Raw genomic sequence first — 12,426 nt, 5'->3', positions numbered from 1 at the left:
AATTACAATCATAATGACGAGTCATTACATATAAATTTACAAAAGTGGGTCTAAAAAGTTATGAAAAGAAAGATTTTTTATGGAGTATTAGGTTTTTTACTTATTGCACTTGTAGTTGTCGGCGTTTATATCTATAACCTTTTCACCTCATTCGAACAGGGAGTCAGCGATTCTTTCGAAGCAACTGACCGCGACCGTTCGGAACTGAGACTTGACGACATCGATCCCTCCCTAGACAGTTTTACAGTACTTATATTGGGTATCGATGAAAGTGAAACGCGTAAAGAGCAGGATAATCTAACTTCTGAAGACTTTAGAACAGATACAATGATTCTGGCTACTTTCGATAAAACACAAGATGAAGTGAAGATGGTCAGCATACCGAGAGATACGTTAACTTACTTCCCAGAAAATAACTACTACGACAAGATTACGCATGCGCACCGTGAAAATGGGCCTGAAGGTTCAATGAGAGCTGTTGAATCATTGCTTAATGTTCCTGTCGACTATTATGTCCGTGTTAATATGTCCGCTGTTGTTGACGTGGTCGATGCCCTCGGAGGCGTGGAATTCGATGTACCATTCGATATGGAAGAACCGAATCAGACTGACCGCGGTGAAAAGATTGTTCTCGAAGAAGGACTCCAGGAACTCGATGGCGAGGAAGCCCTAGCGGTAGTCAGAAGCCGCCGCATCGACACCGATCTTGGTCGTGGACAACGTCAACTCGAGCTGGTTCAGAAAATACTTGGCAAAGCGAAGAGTACTGGTGCACTGACAAAGCTGGATGACCTGATTGAGGTAGTTGCTGATAACACCAAACATAATATGTCGAGTAAGGAAATCCGCAGTCTTGCCGCCTACTACTCTTTCAATAGTATAGAATTCGATACAACACAGCTGCGCGGTGATGATTTCTGGTTCGAGCGTAACGGTGCATATTTCTACTGGGCCAACGAGGAACATCTATACCTGATTTCTAAAACGCTCAGGGAAATACTTGAACTCGATCCACCGGAACCTTACGACCTAATGAACATCCGCCTATCCGACTACATCGTTCCCTACCAGTTTGTGGATGACTACTACTTGGATGAATTTAGACCCGATTGGGAACCTTACTTCATGAGAGATGGCTTCCAAAGCCGGCTCGGAGATGGGTTCGATATCCCGGAAGATGATCCTGAAGAAAGTATCGAAGGTGAAGAAGGTATGGATAGAACCTCTGAAGAACCGACGGATGAAGAACCACAATCCGAATCTTCTACAGAGGAGCCAGGTATGGGCATACCACAAGAAGGTCCAACTACCGAAGAGGATAACTATTGGCCACCTGAGAATGGTAATGGTGTAGACGGTATCCAAGAGGAAAGTGTCGAACAGTTCAACTATGAAGACAATACTCAAGAGTATTACGAAGAAAGTACAGAGGAGTATAACGGTGCCGAAAGCAATAGAGCACGTAATGAAGTCTAGGAGCTGATCGTTATGAGAAAAACCTACGACAAGGAAACAAACATAAATGAAATGTTCGATTATCTAGAAGACCAGATCAAAAACAGTGGTCAGGGAGCTATAGAGAACACGTACTACTACCAGAGTCATGAGCACAAAGAGATGTTTCTCTCCATCAGAGGATACTTCGCTGAATCGCAGAAGAACCCGGAGGTCGATGCAGCGTGCTATATCATCGCCATGCCAGACATCTACCGACACATCAATATTTTCGAACTCGTCTCGCCAATGGACTGGATTCGGGAGAATGAACGGTTGTCTGCACCTTTCAAAGAGCTAAAACCACACATCCAGTACCTGGCACTGGCAGCAGCTGAAGCAAACGGCATTAAGTTCAGCACACAGCCTGCTTTGTCACTCGGCTTGGCCCACTGGAATTTAGAGCAGCTGAAGATATTCTGGCAGTTCACTGCCATCAGACGCAAAAATGCAATGTAGGGAGGCGTTTAAATGGAAATTAAAGTCGCAGATAACAATGTCCTGTACAATCAGTGTCTTGCCATCCGTAAGCGCGTCTTCGTCGAGGAGCAGAATGTACCGATGGACCGGGAAGTTGATGAACATGAAGATGCATCTACCCACATACTGCTGATCGATGAAGAGCCTATCGGGACGGTCAGATATCGTCCGGCAGCCGACGGATTAATCAAAATAGAACGCATGGCAGTACTACCTGAGGCCCGTGGTAGGAGGCTTGGTGTGGAACTGATGGCATTCGTCCACAATCATGCGGCAGAAAACGGATATACACGCGCTAAACTCGGCGCACAAGTACATGCCATTGATTTCTATAAGAAGCTTGGCTATACCGTGTCTTCTGACGAATTCGAAGATGCTGGTATTCCACATGTCTATATGGAAAGAACTCTCGCAAACTGATAATTTAAAAGCAGTCTTACATAGCCTAGTGCCTTGTAAGACTGCTTTTTATTATTGCCTCTGTTGGATGCGAGATTGCATCGTGGTATAATAGAGCTATCAATTTAATACTTGATGCATAGGGGAGCCTAGAACAGGCTGAGAAGGCAAGACCTGACCCTTGGACCTGATCTGGATAATACCAGCGTAGGGAATGTGTAGAGAATCTACGGTATACGTATACATTCTTGACTGTTCTTGACGCCTCCAGATACGGAAGGTGTCTTTTTTGTCCGGATTTACATTTCTGGATATTGGGCATCGCTAATTTGAGAGGAGCTTCAATATGAAAAAAGTTCTATTTCCTGTAATGCTCGCTATTTTTCTATCGGCGTGCGGCAGTGATGCGGGTGATGATGCATCTGATACCGAAGCACTCCGAGAAATTACCTTCGTCCTCGATTGGACACCGAATACAAACCACACAGGCATCTATGCTGCTCAGGCAGAAGGATTCTATGAAGCACATGGACTTGATGTTAACATCGTTCTACCTGGTGAAGCCGGTGCAGAACAGACAGTGGCGACTGGTAATGGAGACTTTGGCATCAGTGCCCAAGAAAACGTCACCCAGGCCCGCCTGCAAGGGGTAGATATTGTTTCACTTGCTGCGATTATTCAGGATAACACTTCTGTACTCGCATCACCCGAAGAAAAAGATCTTGAGACACCGGCCGATCTTGAAGGTCAGACATACGGAGGCTATGGTTCACCAATCGAGGAGGCAACGATTGCTTCCATCATGCAGGCAGACGGTGCTGACATTGGTGAAGTGAATAACCTAAACATCGGAGATACCGACTTCTTCACGGCGGTACAGCGTGATGTCGATTTTACTTGGATCTACTACGGATGGACCGGTGTCGAAGCAGAACTGCGCGACTTCCCACTCAATACGATCGACTTCACCGAATACTCAGAAGCGCTCAACTTCTATACGCCAGTGCTCATCACGAACGAGGGTCTGATTGAGAGTGATCCCGAAATTGTAGAGGCGTTCACTGAAGCGACTGCAGAAGGCTATCAATTTGCGATTGAATCACCGGAGGCCGCTGCTGAGCATTTGATTGAAGCTGAACCCGATCTAGATCCGGATCTTGTCAGAGCAAGTCAAGAATGGCTTGCTGATGTCTATCAAAGTGATGCACCCTACTGGGGACATCAAGAACCAGAGGTCTGGCAGAACTATAGTGACTGGATGTTTGAAAACGAATTGATTGAGTCAGAACTCGATGTCGAAGCAGCGTTCACGAATGAATTTCTGCCTGGCCACGAGTAGATTGGAGGCATAGTAGATGCGACGATACGCACCGTGGCGATTTGGTCCACCCGTTATGGCAATACTTTTAATACTCATCATCTGGCAGTTATGTGTTAGCATCTTCGATATTCCGGCGTGGATGTTACCAGGTCCCGTCCAAATAATCCAAGAAGCCATCGCTATTTATCCGAGAGTGGTCGGCCACACCTTATCGACGATACAAATTGCGCTCGGTGGTTTTGCCATCGGTGTTTCTGTCGGCATTCTGCTTGCGGTGCTGCTTCATCTCATGCCACGGGCAAGGCAGAGTATCTACCCGCTCATGGTGCTCTCACAGAACATCCCAATCATTGCGTTGGCACCACTGCTCGTATTATGGTTCGGATTCGGTGCCCTGCCTAAAATTCTGATCATTACCCTCGTCTGCTTTTTCCCCGTCGCGGTATCACTGATTGATGGTTTCAGGCAGACCAGTCCGACATTGAAAAATTATATGCAGATGATTGGTGCGTCGCGCTGGCAGATATTCTTTAAGCTCGAGTGGCCGAGTGCCCTCCCCTATCTCTTTTCAGGGTTGAAAATTTCAGCGACCTACAGTGTGATGGGTGCTGTTATTGCAGAGTGGCTCGGTGCGCAACAAGGACTTGGGGTCTTCATGACGCTGGCATCCTCGGCCTTCCGTACGGATCAAGTATTTGTCGCCATATTCGTCATTATGGCAATCAGTCTCATATTATTCGGCTTCATTCTGTTGCTTGAGAAATGGCTTGTGCCATGGAGTACGAATCAGAAGGAGGCACGTAAAGATGGCAAATAAATTGGAAATCCAGAGACTTACTCATACATTCAGTGGACAGAATCCTGTCCATGTACTCAATGATTTATCTTTAAACGTTGCCGAAGGTGAGTTCGTGACACTGCTTGGTCCGTCTGGCAGTGGTAAGAGCACCATTTTCAACTTGATTGGGGGATTGTTCGAACCCGATGGAGGATCCATCTCCATCGAAGGGCAATCAGTCAATGGAAAGCGGGGACACATCAGCTACCTACCTCAACAAGATTCACTCTTACCCTGGCGGACGATTCTGGACAATGTAGTACTAGTACAAGAAATCACTGGCAAGGTCGATAAGACAGCAGCTAGAGAATGGCTCGAGCGTGCAGGACTCAGTGGATATGAGTCTTCCTACCCCGATGTCCTGTCGGGTGGTATGCGCCAGCGCGTTGCCTTCATTCGCTCCCTGCTCAGTCCCCAAGCGCTCATGCTACTTGACGAACCTTTTGGCGCATTGGATGAACTGACACGCCTCGACATGCAAGACTGGCTGCTTAAGATCTGGGAGATGGACCGACGTTCTGTGCTATTTATCACCCATAGTATAGAAGAAGCACTCTACATGTCAGACCGCATACTTATCCTGTCCGATAAGCCTGCTTGTGTTCTAAAAGAGATTGAAGTACCATTTGCACGCCCGCGCCACCACGACATCACACTGGATGCGACGTTCAATCAGTTAAAGCATGAAATCTATCAGATGTTGAAAGTAGGTAATCGAGATGGTTGAGCAATCGATGACTGAAACGATCCGTAGGCACGCCGTTGAAATGGAGGAAAGTGGCATGCTCCATCCCGAAGTGCTTGAACTCATCTACGACCAACAACTGTTTAAACTGTTCGTACCGGATACAATCGGTGGTAGAATGACAGCTTTCCCAGAAGCTATAAAGTGTTTTGAAGACACTGCCTATATTGACGGCAGCTTCGGATGGTTGGTTCAGATCGGTTCCGGGGCAGGATTTTTTGCGACCGTTATGAATCCCCACGTAGTCGAAACACTTTTTAATGTTCGGGATTTCTATATTGCTGGCAGTGACCGACCGCTTGGGGTTGCAAAAAAGACACCCGACGGTTACCTCATCGATGGCACTTGGCCTTACGCGAGTGGCGCAGACCACGCTAGCCTATTTACGGTTACTTGTAGAATTGAATCCGGTGACACGGACAATGGACTAGTACGTGCATTCGCTTTGACACCAGACCAGGTCCAAATCGAACGTGATTGGAATGCCTTCGGTCTTCGCGCTACAGGCAGCCACACCATCCATGTGAAAGCGGCACACGTCAAAGCAAATTATCGCTTCGATGTAGCTGCACCTCACTTCCATTACGATAATGCGGTCTATCATTATCCATTCGAACCTTTTGCTACGGCTAACATTGCCGCTACAGCCATTGGTATTACACGACACTTCTTTGATGCTGCACGTGCGCACTTGGAAAAACAAAAAGCCACCTGGATAGAGAAATCACCCAAACGGTTTATATATGCAATGCAGTTACTGGACGAATATGAAACTGCTTTTTTGGATGCAAGGAAGGATTTTTACGAGGCAGTGGAGACGTCCTGGACTGAGCACCAGAACGGTCAGCTGATTCAATCAGACGACATCGCTAAAACCAGTAAGTATGTCGCACATCATGGAGTCCACGGTGTCCAGAGCCTATTCCGCCACCTTGGTATGGATGTCGTTATGAAGGATCATCCATTAAACCACATTTATCGTGATTTGATGACAGTCTCACAACACGGACTCCTTATAGATATGACCGGGGATATCTTTGAATAAAGGGAGGTCTGCTCTAAGGCAGACCTCCCTTTATTACATATGCTCAACGATTGCATCACGCAGGAATGATGCTGCTCCAGGCGCGATATCTTCATAGTATTTGTTGAAACGTGGATCTTGGAGATACATTTCAGCAAGTCCTTTATGGGCAACCTCAGAATACTCTGTCCATGAATACATCAACCACGCCTTGTGCAGCTTAGCTGCCCGACGATAAAGGTCATCGGCAGGTGAATGACTTGTTGTGCCGGCCTTTAGCACTTCTATTAGTTCCTGTTCTAATGCCTTCATTTCTCCTTTATCCTGTTGTGTCATGCTCATCCATTTTTTATTGGATTGCTTAATCACTTTTTCTCCGTACTTGTTACGTAGTTCCTGTCCATATTCGCTCTCATTTTTCTCTAGTGCAGCTCTTTTGAAACCCTCAAATTTCTCTTCATTACTCATACTTACCTCTCCCTTTTTCGACTGAATTGTTTTTTCCACATTCCTGATTCTCTCAGCAAGTCGGCTCTGTTCCTCTATAAGCGTTTGATGGTGCGCTTCGAGCGCTTCGAGTACATTGAACCCCGGGTCATCGATGATTCTTCCTATTTCTGAAAGTGGTATGCCGAGTGAACGATAGAAGAGAATCAGCTGAAGACGATCAATTGCCGCTTGGTCATAAATTCTATAACCATTAATAGACCGACTTGAGACAAGTAGACCAATCTTATCGTAGTACCTGAGCGTGCGTGGACTTACTCCTGCCAAATCGGCAAGATGCTTCACTGTATATAGCATGATTTCCCTCCCATCTATACAATGAACGATGACGTGGCGTCAACGTCAATACTAAAAATTATAATAACTTAGAAAGCAATCAATACATGGTGTTTACATTCAACTGCTTGGGGTAATCCCTTATTAGATAGTTACCCCTGCTTAAGTAAATAAAAGGAGGAGCAACATGGCTAAAAAAGATAGCAAAAAGAAATCTGAAACAATAGAAAAACCAGAACTCGCGGTTCATGAGACTATCGAGTTGCATGAAATTATGACGGTCAAACAAACTTCACTGCTGAAGTCGGATTTGATGGAGTCACTTGCCGAAGACAGCAAACTTCGGGATATTATACGCAAGGAAAAGAAGCTTTCTAAAAAAGTGATCAAAGAGATACAAGACTTGTTGCCATAGCGCTATGAATAGGGAGGAGATGACAGGATGGGACTCGAAGAGAAACTTCAAAAAGCGGGAGACAATAAGGACGAACTGATCGCAACTGAGATGCTCGTCACTGCCAAGGCTGCGGTTCGCACATACGCAGTGGCGTTGACTGAGGCAGCGACCCCGGAAGTACGCAACGTACTAAAACGCCAACTGACACAAGCAAGCAATCAGCACGCACGGATTGCCGATTACATGATGGAAAACGGCATGTACTATGCCCATAACGTTAAAGATCAGCTCAAGCACGACAAGAAGAAAGCAAAGACCGTAAAAAAACTGGTTAAAGATAAATAACAAAAATCCCGGTGGAAATGATCATTTCCGCCGGGATTTTTTCATAGATGTATCTTCTTCAAGATGTCTGTCAGTGATTTCTTTTCTTCGTAATCCAAATCTTCCAGGAGACCGTCTGTCATTTCACATATCGGCTCTTCGAGTTCATTCAAGGCTTCCATACCCAACTCAGTCACTTCGAGGTAGGACGCCCTTAAATCATCCCGATTCTGTCGCTTAATCAGGTAATTTTGGTCGACGAGCTTCTGTACAGCACGTGACATGGAGGTCTGCTCCCGCTTCAATCGATTGATCAATACTTTTTGAGTCAGTCCCGGCTCCTCAGCAACCATTTCAATGATATACAGCTGTTCCCGGGTTAGTACGCCCTGGCTAGTATTGAACTCTGCCAGATGATCCACTTTGGCATTCAGCAGATAGACGTATCTGCATAGGTTACGTGTGTTTAGTTTACCCATAGTTTTCGACCTGCTTTTCTAGACAGCCTGCTATGGAACAATACTACATACTATTCCCCTGTCCATAAAGTTCTCTTTATAGTGTCCGGATGAAACCAGATTGATAAATCAATCTACTCTAGTACATATCATATTTGGAATGCATCCTACTTTAACATTATACACAAAAATACATTGTGCACAATATAGTTTTGGGTAAATTTTTGTCTATCTTGTATCAACGGATTGCCTCGAGCTGGGTTCGTTCAATGTAGCCGATGGAACATTGGTCACCAAGTTGTACATATGTCGGTACGTGCATATCACTACTTTCAAGGTATTCACCGGACACCTCGAACTTGCCCATGATGACTACCAGACGATGGATCAGCAATGCGATACGGTCGATATGGTTTTGTGAAATGGGGGGATGGCTTAAGTGAATCAATGGATTGCAAGCATTGCGTGATGGGAACATGATTGTCCGCACCCATTTGAGCTCGTCGGCACTCAGCGCCTCTCGTGTTTTCAATTCTATGTATACTATTGGATTGCGCGCGCCCTCCTCGAAAGCTTCCTGATACTGGGTGCGGAAGTGGAAAATTTCGATACCTGTCTTTTCACGACGCATCAAATACTGCTCCTGATCCTGCTGGACAAAAAAGACGGTGCCAGGTACTACAGCGAGTGACTTCAACGCCGCATCGTATTTTTCAGTTGCTTGAACGACTTTTGAATAATCAAGTAACGTCTGATTCGCAAGTGTTGAAGTATTGTCCTTTAAAGTTAGTGTGATGCTGATATGTATATTGCTCATGTACGCTTTATCGGTATCCTCGAACAGTGTCGATAGTCTGAGGTTATTATGTGCCGTAACTTCATACCCCTTCACAGTCAAATCTTGTGTCATGTCTCTAGGAGCCAGTGCACTTTCAACAAGATGATTGATGAGCTGAAGTACTGTCTGCTCTGCATCGATGTGGATGGTCTCAATTTTCAGTGTGCTATCTTTAACTTTTACTTTGAGCTTCATCTATGGTCCTCGCTTTCTCATACTCTACGATGTTGGATAATATGTCGACTCTCAATTTGACGAGTTCTGGATCTTCGTAGAAAGATCTCACCTTGACATCCTTCAGTTGACTGCTGGATTCTGGCATTCTACTCGTAACGAACTCAACAAACGTAATGGCAAAATCCTCTTTCGGGTTAGTCGCTTGGTAGGGTTCATGAAAATCAGTGACATTGTTGTTGTAGAATGCCTGGCGTTCCGGTTGCGACTTAAACTTATTCTCGATCCAGTCTTCACCGTACTGGCTCCAGAACCGGTCGATGAATGCGGCCATGAGTGTATCTTCTTTTAAATACGAAAGTTCTGTGCCGTCGTGACTGAAATCTTCTATTGGTAGAGAGTAGATATGGGCGAATTCATGGATTAGTGTACGGTATTCGCTCGGTCGGTCTCGGTTGTCACGAATATCCATAGCGAAAGTGACGCCCGCTTCTTTGATATCCACAAAAGCGAGCGTGTTGCCCTCACCATCGGAAAACAACTCGTACTGATTGATAGTATCGATATATTCATGCGGAAAAAAAGCAACGATCCTATCCCAGATGGCTTCGTATTCATCCACAGAGCCGATGGGCAGTGGCGCATGTTCCTTGGCATCTACAAGGACGAAGTCGTCTACAGTGTAGGTGATGTATTGCGTGCGTGTACGGTTCTCAACAAACAAATGTGGCGCATCCTGGATATCAATATAAGTGTTAAGCGTTTCTAAATAGTCGTCCCCAAGTGTGCGACACTCCATAATGGTGGCACACGATTCGTGATCCACTGCTAGATTGGGATCGATATCAGTATCGTAAATGCCACGGTTCCCTGTCAGACCGAGTGCATAAAGGATACCGAATACAACGAGCCCGAGAACTGCACTGATGCCGATGAGCTGTCCAATAATGCGCAGTGCAGCACTAGACGGTGCCATAACCAATTCCTGACGCGTACGCACAACAGGAGTTGATTCCGTGATGCCATGTGACTCCAGCGTCTGTTTGAGTTCGTTACTATGTAGATGATATTCGGGTACACCGGAATCAGTTAGAATATAGGGCGCCACGCGCGCTGTATCATAAGAGTTATACTCACCGCATGTAAAGATGAGCACTGGAATGGACTGACGGTAAGCGTAATTCAGCAGCATCCTGAAATCACGCTGTGAGATGTCAGTTGTCAGTACAAGCAGATCGATATCCGTCATTTTTCTGAGCCGCTCATGGCTTACTGTTTCAAATACATTACTGCCAGACGTTACTTGGTCCCCCTCTATCGTGCCGTAAGATGCAGAAACACGACCGGCAAACGCTGGATCAACCCCCGCGTCTCGTAATGACTTTTTAAGCGCTTTCGTGCTTTGTGATGATTCAGTACTGAAATTGGTATGTAGATGGACGTTGTGGTGAGAGTATTTGCCGATGTACTTTGCCACGATGTGACCGCCAATGAATGGTGATCCATCTGATGCCTGATCAATATATATACCACCCGCTACCAGAATCTTCATACTCCCCCTCCATCCATGCCTTCATTATGCCCAATTTTTTACAGAGTTTAAAGAAAAATATACGGAAAAGTAAAATAATTCGTCACTTTCGGCTCAAAATTCTGTAATATGTGGCCGCTGCGTGATATAGAGCGTACTCTGTTCCTTGATTTTTGTCGATCGATCCAGTACTTTAAGCGCTTTTTCATACTGCTTCTCACACATGCGGTAATCGACATTCACCTGCTTCATCATACCATGATTGAAGTGGATGGTAGTCATCCCGCAGGCAGTGGACTGAAATTGCAGGAAATGATGCAAGTTGATCCAAAACGGATTGCGCGTACGACTGACGGTTATCGGGAAAAGTACGAACTGGATACGTTCATCAATGACAATCGGTCCCATACGGTGAATGCCATGTGCGGTTTTCAGATGCATCCGTTTCGCCCGCAAATTGGTCGCATGACAGTAGATGAGCAGCTCATCAATTAGGCCTTCACTTGGATTTTTAGATGGTACAGGTGTCTGGCCATGATAAACTGCCTGACTGAGAAACTCCGGATGCTCAAGTGGTTCTATGTAGCATACTCTTGGATTAAGCAATGTTGATGTAAGCATAATTCACCCCTTAGTGTATTTGCAACGTTAATTATACCCTAACTCCCATTTATATAACATAATATTAACAATATTAAATAAAATGTTAACTTAACTCTTATTTAAGTAAGTGCTCTATCTATTAGTACGTTCGCTGCTCGGATTAGCTTGTTCTAAGATACAGTTATCCGGAAATAAGCGATGTATCGATACGTCACAGGACAACTGCATGGATGAAAAAATTGTAAGTTATGAACCAATGGTCTACAGCATTATGAACAAATTGAATATCCAGTTTGATAAGGATGACTATATGCAAGTGGGTCGACTGGCGATATTCAGTGCCCTATCCACCTATGACGATATCGCAGCAAAGGGAGCAACGGAATCCCAGTTTGTCTATACGCGCATCTATCAGCGGCTGATCGATGAGATTCGCAAAGTATCAAAATATACCAATGCGGTCAGCGTCACTGTCGACGACCACTTGCATGAGTGTGTCGGTGGACGTGCCGATCCCCTTGAGATGCTTGCCCTTGAAACAACCCAGCATCAACTAGAGACATATGAACTCATGTGGTTGTCATATACACTCAGAGGATACAGTGTCCGCGAGATTGCCGAGCAGTCAGGATACAGCGTATCGAGTGTTAAGAACTGGCGGAAATCGGCGCGTGAAAAACTTTATTGTCTATTTGATGAATGCTGAGACGATCTGAATTTTACGATTATTTGCTTCTAGGGTGCTTGAAACAAAAAGTCATGGTATTCTAGTTGCGTATATGAAATTGGGGAGGCAGTGCATGACGGGAAAAGAGAAAAATGGCACAAAGTTTGGCATCCATGAAACACTTGAGCTTCATGAAGTCACCACACAAAGGCGTTCGAACTTACTGAAGTCACATATGATGGAGGCAGTTGTGGAAGATCCGGAATTAAAGAAACTGCTCCGCCGGGAACGTCAGAACTCTGAAAAAGCGATAGAAGAAATCCAAGCATTTCTACCATAGGAGGAAAAAC

General features: G+C 45.3%; 16 protein-coding genes and 1 riboswitch. Of the genes, 11 read left to right on the top strand and 5 right to left on the bottom strand.

The window, feature by feature from the left end; translation table 11 throughout:
* Positions 1-60 precede the first annotated feature (60 nt).
* The 7 genes from ACFOJ8_RS12705 (at position 61) to ACFOJ8_RS12675 (ending at position 6,322) form a co-directional block, all read left to right on the top strand.
* Positions 61-1,476: an LCP family protein gene (locus ACFOJ8_RS12705; protein WP_380655787.1), complete on the top strand. Its 1,416-nt coding sequence runs from the start codon at positions 61-63 to the stop codon at positions 1,474-1,476.
* A gap of 12 nt (positions 1,477-1,488) precedes the next feature.
* The gene (locus ACFOJ8_RS12700) at positions 1,489-1,953 is read left to right on the top strand and encodes a DUF2538 family protein (RefSeq protein WP_380655790.1); all 465 of its coding nucleotides are present in this window, start codon (positions 1,489-1,491) and stop codon (positions 1,951-1,953) included.
* Between the two features lie 12 nt (positions 1,954-1,965).
* Positions 1,966-2,394, top strand: coding sequence for a GNAT family N-acetyltransferase (locus tag ACFOJ8_RS12695; RefSeq protein WP_380655793.1), 429 nt, complete (start codon positions 1,966-1,968; stop codon positions 2,392-2,394).
* Positions 2,395-2,504: 110 nt separating this feature from the next.
* Positions 2,505-2,604: riboswitch (TPP riboswitch) on the top strand.
* 115 nt (positions 2,605-2,719) lie between these two features.
* Positions 2,720-3,712: an ABC transporter substrate-binding protein gene (locus ACFOJ8_RS12690; RefSeq protein WP_380655795.1), complete on the top strand. Its 993-nt coding sequence runs from the start codon at positions 2,720-2,722 to the stop codon at positions 3,710-3,712.
* 16 nt (positions 3,713-3,728) lie between these two features.
* A complete protein-coding gene (locus ACFOJ8_RS12685; RefSeq protein ID WP_380655797.1) occupies positions 3,729-4,511 on the top strand; it encodes an ABC transporter permease in 783 nt (260 codons plus the stop codon).
* Positions 4,501-5,259: an ABC transporter ATP-binding protein gene (locus ACFOJ8_RS12680; RefSeq protein WP_380655800.1), complete on the top strand. Its 759-nt coding sequence runs from the start codon at positions 4,501-4,503 to the stop codon at positions 5,257-5,259. The genes ACFOJ8_RS12685 and ACFOJ8_RS12680 overlap by 11 nt, the downstream gene beginning before the upstream one ends.
* Positions 5,260-5,266: 7 nt before the next feature.
* The gene (locus ACFOJ8_RS12675) at positions 5,267-6,322 is read left to right on the top strand and encodes an acyl-CoA dehydrogenase (protein WP_380655803.1); all 1,056 of its coding nucleotides are present in this window, start codon (positions 5,267-5,269) and stop codon (positions 6,320-6,322) included.
* 33 nt (positions 6,323-6,355) lie between these two features.
* On the opposite strand, the gene ACFOJ8_RS12670 is transcribed toward ACFOJ8_RS12675, so the two are convergent.
* A complete protein-coding gene (locus tag ACFOJ8_RS12670) occupies positions 6,356-7,105 on the bottom strand; it encodes a MerR family transcriptional regulator (protein WP_380655809.1) in 750 nt (249 codons plus the stop codon).
* A 166-nt stretch (positions 7,106-7,271) separates the two neighbouring features.
* Here ACFOJ8_RS12670 and ACFOJ8_RS12665 point away from each other — a divergent pair, with 166 nt between their 5' ends.
* Complete coding sequence (locus ACFOJ8_RS12665; protein ID WP_380655814.1) at positions 7,272-7,499, top strand: spore coat protein; 228 nt, start codon at positions 7,272-7,274, stop codon at positions 7,497-7,499.
* A gap of 27 nt (positions 7,500-7,526) precedes the next feature.
* Positions 7,527-7,826 carry a spore coat protein gene (locus ACFOJ8_RS12660; protein WP_380655820.1) on the top strand — a complete coding sequence of 100 codons (300 nt, stop codon included), beginning with the start codon at positions 7,527-7,529 and terminating at the stop codon, positions 7,824-7,826.
* A gap of 41 nt (positions 7,827-7,867) precedes the next feature.
* On the opposite strand, the gene ACFOJ8_RS12655 is transcribed toward ACFOJ8_RS12660, so the two are convergent.
* The 4 genes from ACFOJ8_RS12655 to ACFOJ8_RS12640 form a co-directional block, all read right to left on the bottom strand.
* The gene (locus tag ACFOJ8_RS12655; protein ID WP_380655824.1) at positions 7,868-8,284 is read right to left on the bottom strand and encodes a MarR family winged helix-turn-helix transcriptional regulator; all 417 of its coding nucleotides are present in this window, start codon (positions 8,282-8,284) and stop codon (positions 7,868-7,870) included.
* Between the two features lie 217 nt (positions 8,285-8,501).
* Positions 8,502-9,296 (bottom strand): hypothetical protein, encoded by a 795-nt coding sequence (locus tag ACFOJ8_RS12650; protein ID WP_380655828.1) that lies wholly within the window; start codon positions 9,294-9,296, stop codon positions 8,502-8,504.
* Positions 9,274-10,827: a hypothetical protein gene (locus ACFOJ8_RS12645; RefSeq protein WP_380655830.1), complete on the bottom strand. Its 1,554-nt coding sequence runs from the start codon at positions 10,825-10,827 to the stop codon at positions 9,274-9,276. The genes ACFOJ8_RS12650 and ACFOJ8_RS12645 overlap by 23 nt, the downstream gene beginning before the upstream one ends.
* Positions 10,828-10,920: 93 nt before the next feature.
* Positions 10,921-11,427 (bottom strand): competence protein ComK, encoded by a 507-nt coding sequence (locus tag ACFOJ8_RS12640; protein WP_380655832.1) that lies wholly within the window; start codon positions 11,425-11,427, stop codon positions 10,921-10,923.
* A 208-nt stretch (positions 11,428-11,635) separates the two neighbouring features.
* Between ACFOJ8_RS12640 and ACFOJ8_RS12635 the strand changes: the two genes are divergently transcribed.
* Together ACFOJ8_RS12635 and ACFOJ8_RS12630 are read left to right on the top strand one after the other, a co-directional pair.
* Entirely contained in the window at positions 11,636-12,115 is a 480-nt protein-coding gene (locus ACFOJ8_RS12635; RefSeq protein ID WP_380655834.1) for a sigma-70 family RNA polymerase sigma factor, read from the top strand.
* Between the two features lie 94 nt (positions 12,116-12,209).
* A complete protein-coding gene (locus ACFOJ8_RS12630; RefSeq protein WP_380655837.1) occupies positions 12,210-12,416 on the top strand; it encodes a spore coat protein in 207 nt (68 codons plus the stop codon).
* Positions 12,417-12,426 lie beyond the last annotated feature (10 nt).

It is taken from the genome of Salinicoccus sesuvii (assembly GCF_042648145.1).
Lineage (GTDB): Bacteria > Bacillota > Bacilli > Staphylococcales > Salinicoccaceae > Salinicoccus > Salinicoccus sesuvii.
Note: the sequence above shows the minus strand (reverse complement) of the source record. Positions and strands in the feature narration are given on the sequence as shown.